Below are 21,060 nucleotides of genomic sequence, written 5' to 3' on the forward strand. Positions count from 1 at the left end.
TGATGAGAAATACTGCGTTCAAATTGGCGGCGTGTGCCGTGCTTCTTGGTGGCCCCTCGCTTGCACTTGCGGATGAGGCGGCAGATCAGATGGTGCAGGACGCACTACCTGTTATGCATTATACCTGCGCCTCGATCGCGGAAGAGGCAGACGGTGACGAAGAATTTGTTGTAACCGTCGTCAGGAAAATGGCGGCCCTGTCGCTGTATAACCGTCAGATCAATATCGAAGAACACGCGACCACTGACGAGGAAAAAGCCCAACTGCGAGAAACCTTCATCGCCGCGCTGTCCGATGGCTGCGCTGCGGACAAGGATGCCCTTTTGGGCGGCGTGGTCGATAATGCGGTGAAATCGACGCTGGGGCTGTGATTGGTCAATAATGCGGCGGGCGTTCGTCTCCGTAGACGATACCGCCTGATCCTTCCTGCGCGCGTTCAGCCTCGCGCTGGAACAGCATCTCGACTCGGCGGGTCAGGCGGTCGATCTCGGATTGTTGCGCGGTGACGACGGCGTTCAGGTCTTCGACCGTGCGGGTCAGATGGGCGATCTGTTCTTCCAGATGCTGCATTGGGGAACTCCTTTGCCGGTGGTCATAACGACGCGATTGGCCCATGGCCAGAGAAACCCCGCCTTGCCCCGATGCGGGCCATGGGATAGACCGCGCGCGGAACACTAAGCCCCAAGGACGCCCCACATGGCCAAGCCAAAGAAACAGCCCCGCCCCAAGGCCGTCACGCCGAAAGGGTTCCGCGATTATTTCGGCCAGGAAGTCTCGCAGCGCACCGAGATGCTGCGGACGATTGCGGGCGTCTATCATCGCTATGGGTTCGACGCGTTGGAAAGCAGCGCGGTCGAAACGGTCGAGGCGCTGGGCAAGTTCCTGCCCGATGTGGATCGCCCGAACGAGGGCGTGTTTGCGTGGCAGGAAGTTGACGAAAACGACAAGGGCGACTGGATGGCCCTGCGCTATGACCTGACAGCGCCTCTGGCCCGGGTCTATGCGCAGCACCGCAACGACCTGCCCACGCCCTATCGCCGCTATGCGATGGGCCCGGTCTGGCGGAATGAGAAGCCGGGGCCGGGGCGGTATCGTCAGTTTTATCAATGTGATGCGGATACGGTGGGAACAGCCTCGATGGCCGCCGACGCCGAGATCTGCGCGATGCTTTCGGATACGCTGGAGACCGTCGGCATTCCACGCGGCGACTATCTGGTGCGGGTGAATAACCGTAAGGTTTTGAACGGCGTGCTTGAGGCGATGGGGCTGGGCGATGACGTCGCTGCCCGCGACAATGTCCTGCGCACCATCGACAAGTTCGACAAGGTAGGTGAAACCGGTGTGCGCGAGTTGTTGACCAAGGGCCGCCTGGACGCGTCGGGCGCGTTTATCGATGGCGTGGGCCTCAGCGACGATCAGGCCGAGCCGGTGATTGCCTTTCTGACCTCCAAGGCCGCCGATACCGCCGGGACGCTGGCCAACCTGCGTGCAGCTGTTGGCGCCAGCAAAATCGGGACCGACGGGATCGCCGAATTGGAACAGATCGGAGCGCTGCTGGATGCGGGCGGCTATGGCTCGGACCGGATTGAGATTGACCCCTCGGTCGTGCGTGGCCTCGGCTATTACACCGGGCCGGTCTATGAGGCCGAACTGACCTTTGAAATTTTCGATGAGAAAGGCCGCAAGCGGCAGTTCGGCTCGGTCTCGGGTGGTGGTCGCTATGACGATCTGGTCAAGCGGTTTACCGGGCAGGAAGTGCCTGCAACAGGCATCTCCATTGGTGTGGACCGCCTGCTGGCTGCCCTGCGCGAAAAGGGCCGGATCGGCGCGCAATCCAAAGGCCCCGTGGTCGTCACGGTGATGGACCGTGACCGGATGGCCGATTATCAGGCGATGGTGGCCGAGTTGCGCAATGCTGGTATCCGGGCAGAAGTTTATCTGGGCAACCCCAAGAATTTTGGCAATCAGCTGAAATACGCGGACAAGCGGAACTCACCCATTGCGGTGATCGAAGGCGGTGACGAGAAGGCCAACGGGATTGTGCAGATCAAGGACCTGATCCTTGGCGCGAAGATTGCCGAAAGCGCCACGCTGGAGGAGTGGAAAGAACGTCCCAGCCAGTTCGAAGTTCCTCGGGGCGATCTGGTCGCCAAGGTGCGCGAAATTCTGGACAGTCAGGACTGAGCGATGCCCAACCGTTCCCAGATACAGGCCCGCGCCGCGATGATGCGCGTCCGGTTCGAGGCAGCGGGCGCGCAGGTGGTGGATACGCCGCTGCTGCAACCTGCTGACACTCTTCTGGACCTCTATGGTGAGGATATCCGCGCCCGTGCCTATGTGACCTCGGACGCGCTGCGCGGCGAGCAGATGCTGCGCCCGGATTTCACCCTGCCGGTGGTGCAGATGCACATGTCTGACGGGGCCGAGCCTGCGCGGTACACCTATTCTGGCGAGGTTTTCCGGCGGCAGGAACATGACCCGGATCGCTCGAACGAGTACATTCAGGTCGGGTATGAAGTCTTTGACCGCAGTGATGCCGCCGGGGCCGATGCCGAAGTATTCTCGTTGTTTGCCCTTCAACTGCGCGGGATACCGTTGCGCGCGGCGACGGGGGATATTGGCATCCTGACCGCCGCCGTTGCCGGGCTGAAAACCACTGACCGGCGCAAAGCCGCGCTAATGCGGCATCTGTGGCGTCCTCGCCGGTTCCGGGTGTTGCTGGATCGCTTTGCAGGCCGCAAGCCGGGTCCCGAGGGGCGTGACGCCCTGCTGGACGCAGCGGACCCTCTGGCAATTGACGCGCCCATGATCGGCAAGCGCCGCGCCTCTGAGATTGAGGCGCGCATCGCCGCCCTGCGAGAGGACCGGGATACCCCGCCCATTTCGGATAGTGAACTGGTGGGGCTGGAAACGTTGCTGAACGTGCGCGAAACCATGCCTTTTGCTTTGGAACAACTGCGCGATGTCGCAGTGGACCTGCCCCAGATCACCCCCGCGCTGGATCGGCTGGAAGGCCGTATCTCCGCGCTGCAGGCGCGGGGCGTCGATGTCGAGCGGTTGGATTTCGAAGCCTCCTATGGCCGTACGTCGATGGAGTATTATGACGGTTTTGTCTTTGGCTTTTACGCCGAAGGCCGCGCGGACCTGCCGCCGATCGCCACCGGCGGGCGCTATGATGCGTTGACCCGGCAACTGGGTGGCGGCGCAGAAATCCCCGCAGTGGGCGGCGTGCTGCGTCCTGACCTGATGCTCGAGATCGAGGAGGGCGCGCAATGAGCCTGAAACTGGGCGTGCCCTCGAAGGGCCGGTTGATGGACAAGACGTTCTCGTGGTTCGAAAAGCGCGGTATCACCCTCTCGCGCAGCGGATCGGACCGGGAATATGCGGGCAAGGTCGAAGGGATCGACGGTGTGTCGCTGATCCTGTTATCTGCCGGGGAAATTCCGCGCGAACTGGCGGCAGGGCGGATTCATCTGGGCGTCACCGGCATCGATCTGGTGCATGAGAAACTGCCACGGTGGGAACAGCAGTTGGAAGAAGTATCACAGCTGGGGTTTGGCAAGGCCGATCTGATCATCGCAACACCGGCCTGCTGGGTCGATGTGGATACGCTGGATGATCTGGATGCGGCGGCCGCGGCTTTTCGTAAGTCGCACGGCCACCGCCTGCGCATCGCGACCAAGTACCACCGGCTGGTGCGCGAGTTCCTGACGGATGCAGGCGTGGCCGATTATACGCTGGTCGACAGTCAGGGCGCGACCGAGGGGACGGTGGTGAACGAAACCGCCGAGGCCATCGCCGATATCACCTCGACCGGCGAGACGTTGCGGGCGAACCACCTGAAAATCCTGACGGATGGGCAGATTTTGCAGTCACAGGCGACTTTGTGGCGCAGTCGGGTGGCGAAATACGACATGGGTGAAAAAGCAGTTTTGAACGACCTGCTGGACCGGCTGGGTTAAAGCACGCCGATATCGGCCAATGCACGGTTCAGATCGTCAGGCAACGCATCGTCCTGCTCGCGCCCTTTCGGTAGATCGGCGGGTGCGTCTTCGGGTTTCAGATAGCGCCAGCCCTGAAACGGGCGCTTGAGGGCGTTCTGCGTGCGATGCACCTCGGGGTCCAGCACAATGGCGCAGCGGCGGATGCCGTCCTCGCCGCGTACTTCGTCCAGTCGCAGGATGCGCTGACGGCATTGCACGACGCCCTTGATCACCCAATAGATTGATCCGCCATTCAGAATCTCGGCCTCGCGCTTGGGCCACATGCGGGTGACGTGACGCGGGCATCCATCCTCATAGAGCGGCCTGCGACCGTCCTGCCACGCCATCAGCGTGTCAACGCTTTCCGATCCGACGGACAGTTTGATGAGATTTACGTACTTATCCACAGCTTTCCCACAGAGTCGTCCCATGGCGGGTCCCTATATTGTAGCCTTCTGCGGCTTGTCATCAAGGTGTTGTGGTTTAGATGTGATCCGGTCTAGTATTCATATCTCTTTCAGCACAGGGAATCACCAATGAGCCGCTTTGCCGCCCCCATCGCCGAGCAGATCTGGGACATGAAATACCGCTTTAAAAAGGCGGATGGCACACCCATCGATCAGACGGTCGAGGACAGTTGGCGGCGCATCGCCCGCGATCTGGCGCGGGTGGAACAGGACCCGGCGCATTGGGAAGAAAAATTCTACAGCGCGCTGGAGGATTTCAAATACCTGCCCGCCGGGCGCATCACCGCGGGCGCCGGTACCGCGCGGCAGGTGACGCTGTTCAACTGTTTCGTCATGGGCACCGTGCCCGACAGCATGGGCGGCATTTTCGACATGCTGAAAGAGGCCGCACTGACCATGCAGCAGGGTGGCGGGATCGGCTATGATTTCTCGACCATCCGTCCACGCGGTGCCGATGTAAAAGGGGTCGCGGCGGATGCATCCGGACCGCTGAGCTTTATGGATGTCTGGGACGCCATGTGTCGCACGATCATGTCCGCAGGCTCACGACGCGGGGCGATGATGGCGACCATGCGCTGCGATCACCCCGATATCGAACAGTTCATCACCGCAAAATCCGACCCGGCGCGGCTGCGCATGTTCAACATGTCGGTGCTGGTGACAGATCCGTTCATGGAGGCGGTCAAGGCCGATGGCCCGTGGGAGTTGGTGTTCGACGGCAAGATTTATCACACGGTTCAGGCCCGTGATCTTTGGAACAAGATCATGCAGGCCACCTATGACTATGCCGAGCCCGGCGTGATCTTCATCGACAGGATCAACAAGGCCAACAACCTGAGCTATGTGGAAACCATCGCGGCCACCAACCCGTGTGGTGAGCAGCCTCTGCCGCCCTACGGGGCGTGCCTGCTGGGGTCGATCAATCTGGCGCGACTGGTCGCGGACCCGTTCGAAGATGCGGCGCATCTGGACGAGGCGGCCTTGCAAGAGCTGGTCGCCACTGCCGTGCGCATGATGGACAACGTGGTGGACGCGTCGAAATTCCCGCTGGCGGAACAAGAGGCCGAAGCGCAGGACAAGCGCCGTATTGGGCTGGGCGTGACAGGTCTGGCCGATGCTCTGCTGATGCTGGGTCTGCGCTATGGGTCCGACGAGGCGGCGCGTCAGACCGAGCGCTGGTTGCACAGTATCGCCCGCGCCGCGTATCTGGCGTCGGTCGATTTGGCACGCGAGAAGGGCGCGTTTCCCCTGTTTGACGCTGACAAGTATCTGGCCAGCGGGACTATGCAGCAGATGGACGAGGATGTACGCGATGCGATCCGTGAACATGGCATCCGCAACGCGCTGCTGACCTCGATAGCGCCGACAGGCACGATTTCCTTGTATGCGGGCAACGTGTCTTCCGGGATCGAGCCGGTCTTTGCCTATGCCTACACGCGCAAAGTGCTGCAGAAGGACGGCTCTCGCACCGAGGAAGAAGTTGTGGACTATGCCGTGCAGATGTGGCGCGACAAGTTTGGTGACTCCGAGTTGCCGGAGTATTTCGTCAACGCGCAAACGCTGACCCCGTCCGACCACGTCAAGATGCAGGCTGCGGCGCAGAAATGGATCGACAGCTCGATTTCCAAGACGATCAACTGCCCCGAGGATATCAGCTTTGACGCCTTCAAGGATGTCTACATGCAGGCCTGGGATCAGGGCTGCAAAGGCTGCACCACTTATCGCCCGAATGACGTGACCGGCTCGGTCCTGACTGTATCCGAGAGCGCAGATACCGCCCCCGGCGAAAGCGCTGCTGCCCCGCATGAGGTGGACGGAGGCGAGGTGGTCTATATGTCCGAGCCTCTGGATCGCCCACAGGCGCTGGAAGGGTCAACCTACAAGCTGAAATGGCCAGACAGTGAACATGCGATTTACCTGACGATCAACGATATCGTCATCGGCGGGCGGCGGCGTCCGTTCGAGGTGTTCATCAACTCGAAGAACATGGAGCATTACGCCTGGACGCTCGCTTTGACCCGCATGATTTCGGCGGTGTTCCGTCGGGGTGGGGATGTGTCCTTTGTTGTCGAAGAGTTGAAAGCCGTGTTTGATCCGCGCGGTGGGGCCTGGGTCAAGGGCAAGTATATCCCGTCCATACTCGCCGCAATTGGTGGGGTGATCGAACAGCACATGGTCAATATCGGTTTTCTTGAGGGCGAAGGCATGGGGCTGAAATCCGACCCACAAGCACAAGTGGTGAACATGGACGCGCCACGCGGGAAGGCGTGCCCGTCCTGCGGTCAGTTCGACATGGTCATGATCGAAGGATGCATGACCTGCCGCAGTTGCGGGCATTCCAAATGCGGATGAACCGCGAGGATCATGCATAGCAGCGCAGGCGCAGCCACGGCATCATGAAAACCATCACCCTGCATATCGGTAACCCGAAAACCGGCAGTACGTCGATTCAGGACACTCTGGCTGCGAACCGGCGGATGCTGGAGCGCAGTGGCGTACTGTACCCTCTGGACACGCCGTCGACCAGCGCGCTGATGCAGCTGGTGCGGCTCAAGAAGAACCACCGCTGGCTGGTGCCTCTGATCGAACCGGATCGCGACAAGTGGCCCCGATCCACGCGTTTCAAGAACAAAGCGGCAGAGGCGGCAAAAACCATAGCAGCCGCGCAAAGCGGTCTGGATCGCATCATTGCAAAGATACAGCGGTCCAAAGCTGAACACGTTATAATTTCATCGGAATCCTTCAGCTTTCTGGATCGGGAAGCGATCGGACGGTTGAAGGCCCTGTTTGCACCCATCGATGCGGAATTTCGGGTGTTGTGTTACTATCGCAACCCCGTCGCAGGCTATCTGGCTCGCATTCAGCAACAAATGAAAGCATCCGGAAGTTCCCGCAGCTTCGGGGACCCGGCCCGTTCGATTTCTCGGGTTTATGACAACTATTCAGCTGTCTTCGGCGAGGCGGTATTTATTCGGCTGTTCGACCGTGCTCAGCTTGCGCGGGGGGATGTGGTTGCGGACATGCTGCATTTTGCCGGCCTGAGTGAGGCCGCCGCGAAAGCCGTCAAGCAGGTAAATGCGAACGTTTCCGGCCCGGCAGAGCTGACGGCCGCGCAATATTGGATCAGAAGCCGCGCCTTTCGTGATCTGGACGGCGTTTTCAAAGGTGCGAACAGACAATTAAACGTGGCGCTTGCGCAGGCTTCAGCCAAGCTGGGCTTACCGCGCGCCACGTTGCGACCAGAGGCTTCCGCGGCTGTGCTATATCACAATCGGGACGACCTGCGCTGGGTGCGGGACGAGCAAGGTCTGGAGTTTCAGGACATCGATTATGGCGCTTTGGATGTGCCACCATCTCTGGATTTGGAACAGGCCGACCTTGAGCAGCTTTTGAATGTCGACCCCAAGCTAAGGGACCTATTGGTCGCCGAAACCATTCGTGAATTGTGCGAAACGGCAGGTGTCCGAAAATTCCTGAAGCGTCAAGTTCGCAAAGGCCTGAAAGCCATTCGCGGCTAGCGCAGTTATTTCGGTCATTGTCGTCAGCCCAGCCGGTTTCTCAATACGGGCGGAAAGATCGTTCAGATTGAGCGACGCACCCGCTAGGTTTTTTGAAACAACAGTTTCGTGATAGAAAAACTGCGGGAGGCGGGTTTTTTACGATGACTTCATTGCTGAGCACGAAAAGCATCCGGCAAAAAGACAGGTTTGCATTCTGGCGCGAGGCGGTTTGCGATGCTTATGTGATGCTTGATTGCCAATGCGACCAACCCGACGATTTCAATGGCGAAATCTCGTTGAATCGCATGTCGCGCCTATCGACGTCATTCGTGACCGGTAGCCAGCAACTGGTGCGACGCCGACAGAAAGATGTATCCCGCGCTACAGAAGAGAGCTTTCTTATCAGCTTGCAAACCGCCAGGCAGGGCACGATCAGCCAATGCGGGCGGGTGGCTCATTTAACGCCAGGTGATTTCACTCTGTACAGCAGTACGGATCGGTACAGCATCGATTTGCAGGACGGGTTTCAGCAACTGGTTGTCCAGATTCCCCGCAACGATCTGCTTGGCCATTTGCCCAACGCGGATCAGTTCACAGGCATCACCGTGCCCGGCAACAGTGCGATCGGACGTGCGACCGGCGCGAGTGTCGTTCAACTGGTGCAAACAATAGACGACGCCACCGAACCCGTACGGAATGCGATGCAGGCCGCAATCCTCGATTTGTTCGTGGCCGGGTTGGCCTCGGTCGGAGATGCCTCTTTTGAGCTGTCAAAACCCGAGCAGCAAATTCTGCTGCGTGCGGATTCTGCGATTCAGGCCAATCTGGATGACCCTGCCTTTGACCGGAATGCCTTGGCGGCGCGCATGGGTATGTCCGTGCGTCGGCTGACGGAAATCTATGGCAATGATAACAGGTCGATCTCGTCCACCATTCGCAAAATGCGGCTGGCGCGCATAGCCGACGACCTGCGAGATCCGCGATACGCGCGTATGTCCATCAGCGAAATTGCCCTGCGGTGGGGCTTTGGGCATCACCAAAGCCTGACACGGAACTTCCGATCTCAGTACGGGACCACGCCCCGCGACTACCGGAAGCGGCGGGCCTGATCCGAACCTGGCCTGCGCCGTTCTGGGCCGGGTCCTGTAACCGGACCGACAGGCGGTATCGGTGTGTTGCGACAGATTGATGGAAAGAGGAAGAAAAAGATGCACCTAAAGCCAACTTTGGACCTATTGGCCGGAGATAAATTCAACGCATTGCAGGCGGGATTGCTGCACGGTCGGATCAGTCGCCGCAGGTTCGTTCAGTTGGCCCTTGCGACAGGAGCCAGTGCGCTGGCGGTCAAGGCTGCGGCGCAAACTCTGGGCGATGCAGCCATTACCCAGCGCTACAACGCGCAGGCATTGGCCGCGCAGTATGACTATATCGTCATTGGATCAGGGTCGGGTGGGGCTGTTGTCGCCGGTCGGTTGGCCGCCGAGACGGATGCGACGGTTCTGGTGCTCGAGGCCGGGGGAACTGATCAGATTGACGCGGTGCTCAATCCTTTGCTGTGGCCCACCAACATCCGGTCCGAGCGGGATTGGGGCTATTCGGCGGATGCCAATGAGGCCGTCAACGGGCGGTCTCTGATCCTGCCGATGGGCAAGGTCGTAGGCGGGGGGTCGTCGATCAACGTGATGATCTGGGCGCGCGGCCACAAGAATGACTTTGATTTCTGGGCATCCGAGACCGGGGATGACGCGTGGAGCTATGACTCGGTGCTTGAGATCTACAAACGGATCGAAGACTGGCACGGCGCGCCTGACCCAGACCGGCGCGGAAGCGGTGGACGCCTTTATGTGGATCAGGTTCGCGGCTTCAACCCGTCGGCGCAGTCCTTTGTCGACGCCTGTGAAACTGTCGGCATCCCCGCTTATGACGACATGAACGGCGCCATGATGGAAGGCGACGGCGGTGCGGCACTGGCCAATGTACGCATCCGCGATGGCCAGCGTTTGAACCTGCCCGCATCCTACCTGTGGGAGACACTGTCGCAGCCCAACATCACGCTGCTGACCGGGGCCACGGTACACAATCTGACGATGGACGGCAGCAAGGTAACCGGCGTCACGTTTGAGAAGGATGGGGAATTGCAAACGGTTGCTGCCGGATCCAGGGTCATTTTGTCGGCAGGCGCGATCAACTCACCACGTATATTGATGCAGTCCGGAATCGGCCGGGCACAGGATCTTGAACCGCTGGGGATCGACGTCAGGCATAACCTTCAGGGCGTTGGCCAGAACTTTCAGGATCACATTCTGGCTGCAGGGTGTATCTGGGAATACAACACCCCTCTGCCGCCCGCCAACAGCGCAGCCGAGGCCACGTTCTTCTGGAAGTCCGACGCTGCGCTGGATACGCCTGATCTGCAACCTTTCCATATCGAAGTGCCTTATGCCTCGGAAGTCACCGGGGCGCAGACGGAGGTTCCGCCAGGGTCGTGGACGATCGCGCCGGGTTTGGTGCGCCCGCAAAGCCGGGGCAGCGTGCGATTGACCAGCGCGGATGTGAACGCTCCACTGTCGATTGATGGCGGGTTCCTGCGGGAAGAGGCCGACCTGACTGCACTGACCACATGTATTGAACTGTGCCGCGAGATCGGGAACGCCGCGCCGATGGCCGAATATGCCAAGCGCGAGGTTATGCCGGGCGCGCTGGACGGGGCCAGCCTGAAAGATTTTGCGCGGAACGCGGCAGGCACCTATTTCCACCAAAGCTGCACCTGCAAAATGGGGCAGGATGACATGTCGGTCGTCGATGGCAACCTGTCCGTGCACGGGCTTGAGGGGCTGTCTATCGCGGATGCATCCGTTATGCCGCGCGTCTCGACCGGTAATACGATGGCCCCAACCGTTATTATCGGCGAACGGATGGCAGATATTTTGATCGGATAAGGTCTGAGTGCCGCGTCGCCGATCCCGATCTTGGGGGCGTGGCATCCTACCGTTCAATCCGGGACTGCCATTTGTGATCATCCGACGCTAGGGTCAGGACATGTCCAGATCGCGCCTGACCGGAAAGCACGACTATTTCCCGCCCTTCGGCGGGTTGAAATCCTTTTACGAAGTTGCCTTGACCGGAAGTGCGGTGCAGGCGGCGGAACGGTTGAATGTCTCGGCGTCCTCAATCAGTCATCAGGTCAAATCGCTCGAGGCTGAACTGGGTGTGCGGTTGATCGAAAACCGAAAAGGCCGCCTGTACCTCACCACCGATGGCCGGCAGTTTTTTGACCGCATCAAAGGGCCCATGTCCGAGATTCTCAGCGCAACCGAAGCGATCCGGTCCATGCCCGGCCGCAAGCGCGTGTCGCTGACACTGACGCCATCTTTTGCCGCAGGCTGGTTGCTGCCGCGTCTGGTCGATCTTGAGCGCACCCACCCGGATCTAGAGGTTAATCTTGTGACCACGACACGTGTGGTCGATCTGGAGCGGGAAAATGTCGACCTTGCGATCCGGCGCGGGATGGGGGATTGGCCGGGAACGGTGTCATCCCAGTTGTTGTCCGAGACCATCGTGCCCGTGATGTCGCCCGCGCTTGCCGCGCAAATCCGGGGGATGCCTATTTCACAGGCACTGGAAACGCAGCGGGTTCTTGTCAACACAACGGTGAACGATGAATGGAACCGCTGGTGTGACGCGCGCGGCCTGCTGGCCCCAGCGGCAGAACAACGCTACAGTCTGGAGACCTATGAGCTGACAATTCAGGCGGCTCAGGACGGGCTGGGAATTGCCCTTGGGCGGCGTCCGCTGGTGGATACACTGTTGTCGGTCGGCGCATTGGTGGCTCCGTTTGACGTACCTGACGCGGACAATATCGCGTATTACGTGGTCCGGCCAGACGGGCCGATCCGGTCCGACCTGAAGCGCTTTTATGAGTGGTTGAGGGGCCACGCGAGCTGAATTTTTTTCAACTCTTCCTGAGAATTTTGCACTACCCCAACTCCCTGCTGCGGCCTAGCTTTCAAAGACAGGCAACAGGAGAGTGGTGATGACACAACACAGCGGCTTTCAGCGCAGCGGACCCCTGTCAGGTGTACGGGTCATTGACCTGACCGCAGTCGTTTCCGGTCCGATGAGCACCATGATTCTGGCCGATCAAGGCGCAGATGTGATCAAGATTGAACGCGCTGACGGCGATTTCACACGCCATGTGGCCACCCGGCGCGGTGGGCACTCGGCGTCATATCTCAACAACAACCGCAACAAACGCTCGGTTGTGGCGAACCTGAAAGACCCTGACGACATCGCGATGATCAAGAAACTGGTCGAAGGGGCCGATGTGTTCATCCAGAACTTTCGCCCCGGCGTCGCGGACCGTCTGGGCCTGAGCTATGAAGTGCTGAGCGCGCTGAACCCTCGTTTGGTTTACATGTCCATCTCGGGTTTTGGGTTTGACGGGCCGCTGTCCGGCAAACCGGTTTATGACCCGTTAATTCAGGCGCTCTCGGCGCTGACAACCGTGCAGGCGGGATCAGATGAAGAACGCCCAAGGCTGGTGCGCACCATCCTGCCCGACAAGCTGACGGCGGTTCAGGCCAGTCAGGCCGTGACGGCCGCGCTATTTGCACGTGAACGCACGGGCAAGGGGCAAAAGGTGACATTGTCGATGCTGGATACCGTGGCCGCATTCCTGTGGGCGTCGGACATGAACGGGCACACCTTTGTGGGCGATGAGATGGAGAAGGAAGAAAGCCAGTCCTTTCACGATCTGATCTATCAAGTGAAGGGCGGATATCTCAGCATCTCGATCATGCAGAACAAACATTGGGAGGCCTTGGCGCATGCCACGGGGCGTCCGGATATCCTGGATGATCCGCGTTTCAGAACCACCGAATTGCGCGACATCAACCGCGATGCGCGGCTGGACCTGACGCAGACAATTGTGCGCGAGGTGGACCGCGACGCGCTGCTGGCCGCTTTGGAGGAAGCGGGTGTACCCTGTGCTCCGGTTCTGACGCGGCGGGAGATGCGGCAGCATCCCCAGATGCAGGCCAATGGTATTTTTGTCGAATACGACCACCCCAAGGCAGGCCGCCTGCGCCAGACCCGACCTGCGGCCGTGTTCCACGGAACGCCTGCAACCGATTTGCGCCCGGCCCCGGAATTGGGCGAGCATACCGATGAAGTTCGGGCCGAACTGGGTGCTGGCAAACTGGCGGATGCCTCATGATCGATTTTTATTACTCGCCTACGCCCAATGGCTGGAAAGTGGCCATTATGCTGGCCGAAACCGGGTTGGAACACCGGACCATCCTGATGAACCTGCGGGCAGGGGATCAGCTTACCCCTGATTTCCGCGCCATCAGCCCCAATGCAAAGATGCCCGCCATTCTGGACCATGATGCCGAAGACGGTCCGCAAACCGTTTTTGAAAGCGGCGCAATCCTGTTGTATCTGGCCGAACGTTCCGGCCAGTTTGGCCCTCAAACCACCCGGGAGCGGATTGCCTTTAACGAATGGCTGTTCTGGCAGGCTGCCAATCAAGGACCGATGGGTGGGCAGCTGAGTCATTTCGTCAATTATGCCCCCGAAAATCAGCCTTATGCCCACAAACGCTACAAGGGTGAATTCGAACGCGCGCTGGCGGTGATGGAGACCTGGCTGGACGGGCGCGATTATATGCTTGGCCGCTACACCATCGTCGATATGATGTGTTTTCCCTGGGCATTTATCGCCAAACCGCTGGGTGTTTCGCTGGATAACTTCCCAAATGTGGCCGCCTGGCGGAGACGGATCAAGACACGTCCGGCGGTGGTGACTGCGATCAACCTGCACAAGGACGCGCAATTCAGCGACAAGGCCACCGCTGAACAAAACGCAACGCTGTTCAACCAGTCCGCTGCCCATCTGATGCCGACCCGAGAGCCATCTGCGTAAACAAAATCAAGCGAAACCTACCAACAAGGAGAACCCAATGCCCAAGATCCAAGGAAGCTGCCTGTGTGGCCAGGTCACCTATAGTTCCAGCGCCGAAGAACCCGCGATGATGGTGGTCTGCCATTGCCCCGATTGTCAGAAGCAAAGTGGTTCGGCCTATTCCACAAATGTGCTGGTGCCGACATCTTCGATCACATTCACGGGCGACAGCCTTAGTCAGTATGTGGTCAACGGCGCCTCGGGCCAGCCGGTCACGCGGAATTTCTGCAAGAATTGTGGCTCGCCGCTGGCGACCGAATTGCCAGCTTTCGACAATCTGGCTGCTGTGAAAGCCGGAACGCTGCAGGACAGCAGCTGGGTCAAACCCACGATCCAGATCTGGTGCAACTCGGCTCAGCCCTGGGGACCCGTGACCGACGACATGGCCAAAGCCCCTGCCAATCCGGGCTGAGCCCGATAATTTGACAGTTTGATCCGCGCCTGATGTGGTCGGGCGCGGAGACAATTTGCCCAATTCGCAGGAGCGCCCCAATGAAAGTTGCCGCTGTCCAGGCCGCACCGGTTTTTCTTGATCCTCAGGCCAGCACGGACAAGCTGATTGGTTTGCTGCGCGAGGCTGCGGCAAACGGCGCGAATCTTGTGGTCTTCCCCGAGGTATTTCTGTCGGGCTATCCTGTCTGGCTGCGGGCGAAGGGCGTTGCGCATAATGATGAGCTGCTGAAAGTCGGCCATTTGGCTTATCTGAAGTCGGCGATCACCACGGACGGCCCCGAAATCGCCGCCATCTGCGCTGAGGCCGACACGTTGGGTGTCGCCGTGATGACCGGTATTGTCGAACGCTCGGGCTCGGGCGGTTCGGTCTATGCCACGCTGGTTACGATCCATCCCGATCAGGGTGTCGTGAACGTACATCGGAAATTGAAACCCACCTTTCATGAACGTCTGTTGTGGGCCGACGGAGACGGGCACGGCCTGTCGGTTCAGGATTGGCAAGGTGTGAAAGTCGGTGGGCTGAACTGCTACGAGAATTGGCAGCCATTGGCGCGCCAGGCGCTGTATCAGCAGGGCGAACAGCTGCATATCGCGACATGGCCTGGAGATCTGGATGTCACGGATCACATAACCCAGTTCATCGCGATGGAGGGGCGGGTTTATGTGGTTTCTGTTTCGGGCCTGTTGCGCAGTAGTGATATCCCCGACAGCTTTCCCTTACGCGATTATGTCACCGAGGGGCGAGACGTCATCAACAATGGCGGCAGCATGATTGCCGCTCCGGGCGGTGCGCTTGTCGCGGGTCCGGTGTTGAACGAGGAGGTCACACTTTATGCTGATGTCGATCTGGATCTTGTCGTATCTGCGCACCTCAAACTTGACCCGGCGGGCCACTATAGCCGCCGCGACATCCTGAGTCTGAATCACAACTCAAAGCGGCTGGACTAAACGCAGGTTCGTAGCGCGCTGACCGGTTCAGATGAGGATGGCACAGCATGCGGCAAGATAGACTTGTCACATCGGCTGCCTTTTGCCGGTCTTTTCATTCCAAACCAAAATCCCGGTGCAATTCTTTTTTGTTGCACAACCGGGGTCGGTAGGACGCCGAATGATCCTTGTTTGGCACGACACTCGCAAAGAGGTTAATGCGTTTATTTGACCTAGCTGGAAGATGGTGCGCCCGGAGGGAAAAAGATTGAACCCCCGGTTCAATTCCCTTTCAGAGAATGAACTCAGCGCGCTGTTTGAAGCCCTAGAAGACTGGGAGCACCAACTCGCACAATTAGACTCGCCGAGTCTGAGGTGCGACGATGAGCACCTTACGCCATAGATTCAACGACATAGGCGGGCGAAAGCCCGAGGCTGAGGCCGACGCGCCGAAGTATCCAGCACCGTTTTCCATTCGGTTTACGTTCGAAGAACGCGCAAGACTGGACGCCGCGCGAGGTCGCAGCTCGCTCGCGGTTCATATTCGTGAATGCTTGTTCGGTGATGAAGTCACGCCTCGGAGAAAGCCAGGGAACAGTCCGATCAAAGATGCGGAAGCGCTTGGACGCGTGCTCGGTGCTCTGGGTGGGTCACGCCTTTCGAACAACCTGAACCAGCTTGCAAAGGCCGTGAATACAGGTTCGCTACCTGTGACACCGGAGACCGAAGCCGATCTCGTCGAAGCCTGTCAGGAGGTCAAAGCCCTGCGTGCCGACCTGCTGCGCGCGCTCGGCAAATTGCCCGGTGCATCGCCATGATTCTGAAGGCCAAAGAACGTGGTGATGCTGGCCAGCTTGCCCGATATCTCTTGGCAACTCGTGATAACGAGCATGTCGAACTACACGAGGTTGCGGGCTTCATGAGCGATGACTTGATCGAAGCCTTCCATGAAGCTGATGCCATCGCACGCGGGACGCGCTGCAAGAATTACTTGTTCTCGATGAGCCTGAACCCGCCTGAGGGTGTTCACGTTGAAACGGAAGTCTTCGACAAGACGGCAGACCTGATCGAGAAGAAGTTCGGGCTAGAGAACCAGCCGCGCGCCATCGTCTTTCATGAAAAAGATGGCAGACGCCATGCGCATGTCGTTTGGTCACGCATCGATACTGAACGGATGCGGGCCATTAACCTTCCACACTTCAAGTCGAAACTGAAGGACATCTCGCGTGAGCTCTATCTTGAGCATGGCTGGGACATGCCACGCGGGTTGCAGGATTGGTCCTTGCGCGACCCAGAGAACTTCACGCGCGAAGAATGGCAGCAAGCCAAGCGTGCGGGCGTTGATCCGCGTGAGATAAAAGCAGTCCTTAAGCAAAGCTGGGAAGCTTCGGATAATCGTGCTTCGTTCGAGAGCGCCCTCAACGAACGCGGCTTCTGGCTCGCACGAGGTGATCGGCGCGGCTATGTCGCGCTCGACCATCGCGGGGAAGTTTATTCGCTTTCACGTTACGCCGGGGTGAAGACAAAAGAGCTCGAAGCACGCCTTGGAGATCGTGGCGCTCTGCCATCCGTCGATGATGTCAAAGCAGAAATCTCGCGAAGACTTTCGCCAAGACTCGAAGGGTTCATCAGAGAAGTCGAAGCAGAGGCCAAGCAACGCATGGCGATGCTCGACTTCCGCAAAGGTGAGTTGCTAGAGCGCCATAAAGACGAGCGAAGCAGGCTGTGGGTTGCTCACGATAAACGCTGGTTGGCAGAAACCAATCAAAGAGCACGGCGATTGCCACGTGGCTTTTCCGGTATCTGGCATCGCCTGACAGGTCAGTATCGTCAGATCAGAGAATTGAACGAACGGGAGACAATTGAAGCGTGGCAGCGTGACCGCGCCGAGAAGGACGCCTTGATTTTCAAACAACTCGAAGAGCGAGAAACCCTGCAACACGACATTAAGCGGCACCGCGCGCGTTCAAGCGAAACGCTAATGCAGCTGCGCGCAGATATCGCGAACTTCTCCGCAACCGAGCGTGACCAAGAGCTTCAAAGGCGAAGAGAAAAAGAAGAAGGACGGCGACGAAACAGATCGCGCCGTCCCTCTGGACCGTAGCGGAAGGGGCGCTTATGCGCGCCCCTCGGTGCTTGCTTCGGGAGCATCTTCGCGTGGAAGGCGCAGAACGATGCGGCCATTGATCGGGCAGGTTTCCAACTGCAAAGTGAAGCCTTTGTCGTCCTTGTGCGACCATGCTGCGCCGACTTTGTTCCAGTAGGATTTGTCGCCTTTTTCGGTGACGTGCCAGGCTAGGTAGTCGGGGGCGTTTTGGGCTTGGGTTTTGGTGTTCTTTTCGCGTGCCATGATGTCTTCTCCTTTGTTCGGGTTGGCTTGCTAACGCCCTCCCGTCAGGCCGAAGGCAAAGGCTCGGAGTTCATGGACAACACGGCTGGCATAGCCAGGTGGTGCGGGCCGTCCATTGAAGTCTGATGCCGCATTCGGTCAGGGATTCTTGGGTGAACTGGTGCAAGCCTTCCCAGAACTATGAGAAGCAAGTTATGCATTATGTAGAACACTGACACCTGTGCCCTTACACGCTGATCACAGATGCCATCGCCACGCTCGTTCGATTGCGACAGCCCATGAAGTCGAGTTCGCGCCGAATAGACCGCACGCGACGGTGGAGAAAAGCTGCCGTTAGGCTTCCTGCGGGAAATCCATTCGGTTCTATGTGTCTGCACTCGATGCAGCCTCAATTGCTCGAAGCGCTTTGAGCGCATCCTTTCCTCTTGTCCAGAAAGACACCCGACCCATCAGAGCCTTGTTGAGGGCCAATGATGATGTGTGGGGCCGAAAGGCCCTGACCGGTTCGGGGCCTCCTTGAACAAAAGGAGGATACGATGAAACTCGTCTCACGATTTGAAGCGGCAACACTTGACACCGCAGAACTATTTGGATTGCGCAAGCAAGCGTTCATTGCTTTTTCAGCTGCGCCGCGTGGTTCTCAAGAACAGCGCGATGCCCTTGCGTCCATGCGTGCCATCGAAAACGAGCTGGCTGCTCGTTCTCCAAAAATCTGAATGTCGAAGCAGCTATTTATGCTGTCATCTGCCGCGGCAATGCTGGCCAACACGCAAGTGTCAGGCTTCCCATGCCTCATCCTCATAGATATCTGGATAGTCATTGAACGTAATAAATTCAACGCCCAGGCGCTTGAAAAATAGCTTCCTGCTTTGGCTATTCTCGTTTCTCTTTTCAACAAACCAAATTTTCTTTGGCTTATCGGGCATGATTTTTTGAAGCTTGGCTCGTTCCAAGAAAAGCCATCGAATAAAATTCTCGTCTTTCCCAAAAGTGAACCCAAAGATGACGATTGGGGAAAAGAAAACTATGTCTAACCACGTACTTGAGCCTTGCCAGTCAATGTCGCCGCTCTTCACTTTTTCCCTCAAGCTGTCCTTCCGATTATAAACCCATGATCGAGCACGCTGAACGGAACCCATATAGTCGGTCAAACCAAGCCGAATGCTACGCGGGTACTTCATCATGCCGTGGGCATGCCAGATCGCAAAATCGGATCTTGGGTTTTCAACTCTTCGATTAGAGAAATATGAGCTCCAAGGGTAGTAGACGGTGAATCCTTTGGATGGATGGAAAAGCTCCAAGTCCATTGTTCGTGAAAGATTCTCATCAAAGTTCACAGTTATGATAGGTCGTCGGTGCCTTTGCGCCCATCGCGTTACTCTCTTATGGTGAACTGTAGGTTGCCAAGTCTGCATGAGATCGCAGAATTCACCCTGTAGGCTGTTCCGTTTCTCTCGCGGATGCGCGAGGTCGAGAATATCAAAAAACTCCGTGTTCGACATCTCAGACCGCTCCTCTTTGGTCAGTGTCAAACCCTGTCTACGAGACAACTCCTTTAAAAGGTCATCCCAGCTTGAGGTTTTGTGGCCGCCATGAAGATTGATGCCATTCCCAACAAACAGTGCAGGTTTTTCATCGCTTGAAAGAATTTCATTCAACGAGGCCATAATTTCTCCTAGGCTTTAAATGCAGACAGGCTACCGCGTGGGCTGTCTGGTTGAAAGCTTGATTGGAAACTGGCACCTTAGCCATCCACAGTTTAGTGGATGAGCTTCTTCGGCTGACTGAATGGCCAGCCGAAATTTTTCCTCTCAGAACAAAGTCATCTGATCATTGCTCCAGCCTGTGCACTCGGCCTCATGGTCAAGCCACGCGGTGACAAAGGCGACTACGCCGCCATAGTGCGCGACCGCGCCGACATCGACATAGTGTGAGCGATAGCCTGTCTCGGTGACGGGCAGCGTCGCCTTGCCTTTGGTGTGCACTTCGATGTGATCGACCACACTCCATTTTTCGGGGGTGTAGGTAATTTCGATTTCGACGTGCCGCCATGTGATGGTGTGTTTTTCCATGTCTTTTCCTCCTCCTTGCGGGGAGCCGCCGCTTACGCGGCGACTCCTTCCTCTTTGGTTTCTGTTGAGACGTGGAAGCCGTGCAGGAAGTCAGCTGCTCTTTGTGCATGCGTCGCTGCCGCGAAAATCGCGCGCTTGTCGCTCTTCAGGACTTTGAGCCAGCTTTGAATATAGGCCGCATGGTCGGTGCCAGCTTCGGGCGTCAGACCAAGGTCAGCACACAAGAACGCTGCGCCAAGTTCGGCAACAAGTTCCTCTCGGGCATAGCCTTCATCACCCCATTTCTTGCGTCCGAATTCGCGGTCAAGGCGTTTGGGGTGCTTCGTCCAGTGGGTGAGTTCATGCGCGAGGGTCGCATAGTAGCTCTCTGGGCTGTTGAAGCATTCAAAGGGCGGCATTTGCACATGGTCACTGCCACCTGAATAATAGGCACGGTTTCCACCGTGACGGACATCTGCGCCACTTGCCGTAAAGAATTCTTCCGCATGGTCGATGCGCTGCGCGCCATCAATCACGGGCTCGGGTTTGACGTAGTAGTGCTCGGGCAAGCCTTCGATTTGTTCGACGTTGAAAACCGTATAAGCTTTCATGAAAGCAATGGTGCGCTCTTCTTCGCTACCATCAATCTGCTGTTCGGTCTTGGTGATGCTGTTGGCATAGACCACCTGATTGCCGCGCTCGCCTTTCTTGATGTGCGCGCCAAGCTCCTTGGCCTGTTTGAAGGTCATCCAGTACGGCGACAGAAATCCTGCCTCCATCGCCGCGCCCCACAGCATCAGAATGTTGATGCCGCTATAGGCCATCCCGTTATGGCGTAGCGGTTTGACAATCCGCCCCCCAAGGTTTCTTGCTGACCAAGGCTTGAGCCAAGTCAGCTCGCCTTGCTCCAGATCGGCAATGATTTTGTCGGTCACTTTTTGATAGATATCTTGTTTCATTGGCTTTTCCTTCCCTTTGGTTAGTCGGTTACGCATGCAACCGGACTAGGCCCGCGCCAATGAGCGGGGGGAGACCGTCCAGACCGCAGCCAGCGGAGGGGGATCACCCGTCCTGCACAAACGAATGTGCGGAAGGACGGGGAAGCCGCTGGATGCGCCCGAAGATGAAACGAAGGGCTTGGTCTTGACGGAGGACGGGGTCGCAGACCCCAATCAGTAAAAAGAAGTTCAGCCCGCCAGGGCTGACATCAATTCATGCGCAAGGGATGGAAGCCGTATGGCCGAGACTACAGGCTCGGTTTACGACAGCCCGACCAGTAAGGGTGCGCCAGGTGGGCATCCAAATAACACTCTGTAAACATTGCAAATTAACGCAATCTCAGTATCATCGAGGCAAATGAAAGGCTTT

General features: G+C 58.1%; 22 protein-coding genes. 16 read left to right on the top strand and 6 right to left on the bottom strand.

Going from position 1 to position 21,060, the window contains the following annotated elements; translation table 11 throughout:
- Nucleotides 1-2: 2 nt before the first annotated feature.
- Nucleotides 3-371 (top strand): hypothetical protein, encoded by a 369-nt coding sequence (locus ACRZ9X_RS17455; protein ID WP_480521163.1) that lies wholly within the window; start codon nt 3-5, stop codon nt 369-371.
- A 4-nt stretch (nt 372-375) separates the two neighbouring features.
- On the opposite strand, the gene ACRZ9X_RS17460 is transcribed toward ACRZ9X_RS17455, so the two are convergent.
- Nucleotides 376-570: a SlyX family protein gene (locus ACRZ9X_RS17460; protein ID WP_480521165.1), complete on the bottom strand. Its 195-nt coding sequence runs from the start codon at nt 568-570 to the stop codon at nt 376-378.
- Between the two features lie 126 nt (nt 571-696).
- Here ACRZ9X_RS17460 and hisS point away from each other — a divergent pair, with 126 nt between their 5' ends.
- The 3 genes from hisS to hisG are packed head-to-tail and all read left to right on the top strand — an operon-like array spanning nt 697 to nt 3,962.
- Entirely contained in the window at nt 697-2,184 is a 1,488-nt protein-coding gene (gene hisS / locus ACRZ9X_RS17465; protein ID WP_480521167.1) for a histidine--tRNA ligase, read from the top strand.
- Between the two features lie 3 nt (nt 2,185-2,187).
- Nucleotides 2,188-3,276, top strand: coding sequence for an ATP phosphoribosyltransferase regulatory subunit (locus ACRZ9X_RS17470; RefSeq protein ID WP_480521169.1), 1,089 nt, complete (start codon nt 2,188-2,190; stop codon nt 3,274-3,276).
- Nucleotides 3,273-3,962 carry an ATP phosphoribosyltransferase gene (gene hisG / locus ACRZ9X_RS17475; protein WP_480521171.1) on the top strand — a complete coding sequence of 230 codons (690 nt, stop codon included), beginning with the start codon at nt 3,273-3,275 and terminating at the stop codon, nt 3,960-3,962. Before ACRZ9X_RS17470 ends, hisG begins: the two co-directional genes overlap by 4 nt.
- On the opposite strand, the gene ACRZ9X_RS17480 is transcribed toward hisG, so the two are convergent.
- Nucleotides 3,959-4,390 carry a DUF1489 family protein gene (locus ACRZ9X_RS17480; protein ID WP_480521173.1) on the bottom strand — a complete coding sequence of 144 codons (432 nt, stop codon included), beginning with the start codon at nt 4,388-4,390 and terminating at the stop codon, nt 3,959-3,961. The two genes, hisG and ACRZ9X_RS17480, sit on opposite strands and share 4 nt — an antisense overlap.
- 129 nt (nt 4,391-4,519) lie before the next feature.
- On the opposite strand from ACRZ9X_RS17480, the gene ACRZ9X_RS17485 reads away from it, so the two are divergent.
- The 11 genes from ACRZ9X_RS17485 to ACRZ9X_RS17535 all read left to right on the top strand — a co-directional run bounded on the left by ACRZ9X_RS17485 (nt 4,520) and on the right by ACRZ9X_RS17535 (nt 17,395).
- Nucleotides 4,520-6,802 carry an adenosylcobalamin-dependent ribonucleoside-diphosphate reductase gene (locus ACRZ9X_RS17485; protein ID WP_480521175.1) on the top strand — a complete coding sequence of 761 codons (2,283 nt, stop codon included), beginning with the start codon at nt 4,520-4,522 and terminating at the stop codon, nt 6,800-6,802.
- 44 nt (nt 6,803-6,846) lie between these two features.
- On the top strand, nt 6,847-7,968 hold the full coding sequence (locus ACRZ9X_RS17490; protein WP_480521177.1) for a hypothetical protein: 1,122 nt from the start codon (nt 6,847-6,849) through the stop codon (nt 7,966-7,968).
- Between the two features lie 143 nt (nt 7,969-8,111).
- Nucleotides 8,112-9,059, top strand: coding sequence for an AraC-like ligand-binding domain-containing protein (locus ACRZ9X_RS17495; RefSeq protein WP_480521178.1), 948 nt, complete (start codon nt 8,112-8,114; stop codon nt 9,057-9,059).
- 99 nt (nt 9,060-9,158) lie between these two features.
- Nucleotides 9,159-10,889 carry a GMC family oxidoreductase gene (locus tag ACRZ9X_RS17500; protein WP_480521180.1) on the top strand — a complete coding sequence of 577 codons (1,731 nt, stop codon included), beginning with the start codon at nt 9,159-9,161 and terminating at the stop codon, nt 10,887-10,889.
- Between the two features lie 100 nt (nt 10,890-10,989).
- On the top strand, nt 10,990-11,895 hold the full coding sequence (locus ACRZ9X_RS17505; RefSeq protein WP_480521182.1) for a LysR substrate-binding domain-containing protein: 906 nt from the start codon (nt 10,990-10,992) through the stop codon (nt 11,893-11,895).
- Between the two features lie 88 nt (nt 11,896-11,983).
- Nucleotides 11,984-13,165 carry a CaiB/BaiF CoA transferase family protein gene (locus ACRZ9X_RS17510; RefSeq protein WP_480521184.1) on the top strand — a complete coding sequence of 394 codons (1,182 nt, stop codon included), beginning with the start codon at nt 11,984-11,986 and terminating at the stop codon, nt 13,163-13,165.
- Complete coding sequence (locus tag ACRZ9X_RS17515; protein ID WP_480521186.1) at nt 13,162-13,872, top strand: glutathione S-transferase family protein; 711 nt, start codon at nt 13,162-13,164, stop codon at nt 13,870-13,872. The genes ACRZ9X_RS17510 and ACRZ9X_RS17515 overlap by 4 nt, the downstream gene beginning before the upstream one ends.
- Nucleotides 13,873-13,909: 37 nt before the next feature.
- Nucleotides 13,910-14,323: a GFA family protein gene (locus ACRZ9X_RS17520; protein WP_480521188.1), complete on the top strand. Its 414-nt coding sequence runs from the start codon at nt 13,910-13,912 to the stop codon at nt 14,321-14,323.
- Nucleotides 14,324-14,403: 80 nt separating this feature from the next.
- Nucleotides 14,404-15,312, top strand: a complete 909-nt coding sequence (locus ACRZ9X_RS17525; protein ID WP_480521190.1) for a carbon-nitrogen hydrolase family protein — start codon at nt 14,404-14,406, stop codon at nt 15,310-15,312.
- A 362-nt stretch (nt 15,313-15,674) separates the two neighbouring features.
- The gene (mobC, locus tag ACRZ9X_RS17530; protein WP_480521192.1) at nt 15,675-16,109 is read left to right on the top strand and encodes a plasmid mobilization relaxosome protein MobC; all 435 of its coding nucleotides are present in this window, start codon (nt 15,675-15,677) and stop codon (nt 16,107-16,109) included.
- Nucleotides 16,106-17,395, top strand: a complete 1,290-nt coding sequence (locus tag ACRZ9X_RS17535) for a relaxase/mobilization nuclease domain-containing protein (protein WP_480521195.1) — start codon at nt 16,106-16,108, stop codon at nt 17,393-17,395. The genes mobC and ACRZ9X_RS17535 overlap by 4 nt, the downstream gene beginning before the upstream one ends.
- Before the next feature lie 12 nt (nt 17,396-17,407).
- On the opposite strand, the gene ACRZ9X_RS17540 is transcribed toward ACRZ9X_RS17535, so the two are convergent.
- Nucleotides 17,408-17,641: a hypothetical protein gene (locus tag ACRZ9X_RS17540; RefSeq protein WP_480521197.1), complete on the bottom strand. Its 234-nt coding sequence runs from the start codon at nt 17,639-17,641 to the stop codon at nt 17,408-17,410.
- A 536-nt stretch (nt 17,642-18,177) separates the two neighbouring features.
- On the opposite strand from ACRZ9X_RS17540, the gene ACRZ9X_RS17545 reads away from it, so the two are divergent.
- A complete protein-coding gene (locus tag ACRZ9X_RS17545; protein ID WP_480521199.1) occupies nt 18,178-18,357 on the top strand; it encodes a hypothetical protein in 180 nt (59 codons plus the stop codon).
- Nucleotides 18,358-18,417: 60 nt separating this feature from the next.
- On the opposite strand, the gene ACRZ9X_RS17550 is transcribed toward ACRZ9X_RS17545, so the two are convergent.
- The 3 genes from ACRZ9X_RS17550 to ACRZ9X_RS17560 form a co-directional block, all read right to left on the bottom strand.
- Entirely contained in the window at nt 18,418-19,308 is an 891-nt protein-coding gene (locus ACRZ9X_RS17550; RefSeq protein WP_480521201.1) for an SIR2 family protein, read from the bottom strand.
- Nucleotides 19,309-19,452: 144 nt separating this feature from the next.
- Nucleotides 19,453-19,713, bottom strand: coding sequence for a hypothetical protein (locus tag ACRZ9X_RS17555; RefSeq protein WP_480521203.1), 261 nt, complete (start codon nt 19,711-19,713; stop codon nt 19,453-19,455).
- Between the two features lie 32 nt (nt 19,714-19,745).
- Nucleotides 19,746-20,651 (bottom strand): ArdC family protein, encoded by a 906-nt coding sequence (locus ACRZ9X_RS17560; protein ID WP_480521205.1) that lies wholly within the window; start codon nt 20,649-20,651, stop codon nt 19,746-19,748.
- Nucleotides 20,652-21,060: the final 409 nt, after the last annotated feature.

Source organism: Ruegeria sp. AL1 (assembly GCF_056540905.1).

Bases quoted from the DNA above. Each gene is read 5' to 3' on its own strand.
- ACRZ9X_RS17460 (WP_480521165.1), bottom strand. From the start codon at position 570: ATGCAGCATCTGGAAGAACAGATCGCCCATCTGACCCGCACGGTCGAA.
- mobC (WP_480521192.1), top strand. From the start codon at position 15,675: ATGAGCACCTTACGCCATAGATTCAACGACATAGGCGGGCGAAAGCCC.
- ACRZ9X_RS17485 (WP_480521175.1), top strand. From the start codon at position 4,520: ATGAGCCGCTTTGCCGCCCCCATCGCCGAGCAGATCTGGGACATGAAA.
- ACRZ9X_RS17455 (WP_480521163.1), top strand. From the start codon at position 3: ATGAGAAATACTGCGTTCAAATTGGCGGCGTGTGCCGTGCTTCTTGGT.
- ACRZ9X_RS17535 (WP_480521195.1), top strand. From the start codon at position 16,106: ATGATTCTGAAGGCCAAAGAACGTGGTGATGCTGGCCAGCTTGCCCGA.
- ACRZ9X_RS17505 (WP_480521182.1), top strand. From the start codon at position 10,990: ATGTCCAGATCGCGCCTGACCGGAAAGCACGACTATTTCCCGCCCTTC.
- ACRZ9X_RS17520 (WP_480521188.1), top strand. From the start codon at position 13,910: ATGCCCAAGATCCAAGGAAGCTGCCTGTGTGGCCAGGTCACCTATAGT.
- ACRZ9X_RS17515 (WP_480521186.1), top strand. From the start codon at position 13,162: ATGATCGATTTTTATTACTCGCCTACGCCCAATGGCTGGAAAGTGGCC.
- ACRZ9X_RS17560 (WP_480521205.1), bottom strand. From the start codon at position 20,651: ATGAAACAAGATATCTATCAAAAAGTGACCGACAAAATCATTGCCGAT.
- ACRZ9X_RS17490 (WP_480521177.1), top strand. From the start codon at position 6,847: ATGAAAACCATCACCCTGCATATCGGTAACCCGAAAACCGGCAGTACG.
- ACRZ9X_RS17495 (WP_480521178.1), top strand. From the start codon at position 8,112: ATGACTTCATTGCTGAGCACGAAAAGCATCCGGCAAAAAGACAGGTTT.
- ACRZ9X_RS17510 (WP_480521184.1), top strand. From the start codon at position 11,984: ATGACACAACACAGCGGCTTTCAGCGCAGCGGACCCCTGTCAGGTGTA.
- ACRZ9X_RS17500 (WP_480521180.1), top strand. From the start codon at position 9,159: ATGCACCTAAAGCCAACTTTGGACCTATTGGCCGGAGATAAATTCAAC.
- ACRZ9X_RS17540 (WP_480521197.1), bottom strand. From the start codon at position 17,641: ATGGCACGCGAAAAGAACACCAAAACCCAAGCCCAAAACGCCCCCGAC.
- hisG (WP_480521171.1), top strand. From the start codon at position 3,273: ATGAGCCTGAAACTGGGCGTGCCCTCGAAGGGCCGGTTGATGGACAAG.
- ACRZ9X_RS17545 (WP_480521199.1), top strand. From the start codon at position 18,178: ATGAAACTCGTCTCACGATTTGAAGCGGCAACACTTGACACCGCAGAA.
- ACRZ9X_RS17470 (WP_480521169.1), top strand. From the start codon at position 2,188: ATGCCCAACCGTTCCCAGATACAGGCCCGCGCCGCGATGATGCGCGTC.
- ACRZ9X_RS17550 (WP_480521201.1), bottom strand. From the start codon at position 19,308: ATGGCCTCGTTGAATGAAATTCTTTCAAGCGATGAAAAACCTGCACTG.
- ACRZ9X_RS17525 (WP_480521190.1), top strand. From the start codon at position 14,404: ATGAAAGTTGCCGCTGTCCAGGCCGCACCGGTTTTTCTTGATCCTCAG.
- hisS (WP_480521167.1), top strand. From the start codon at position 697: ATGGCCAAGCCAAAGAAACAGCCCCGCCCCAAGGCCGTCACGCCGAAA.
- ACRZ9X_RS17555 (WP_480521203.1), bottom strand. From the start codon at position 19,713: ATGGAAAAACACACCATCACATGGCGGCACGTCGAAATCGAAATTACC.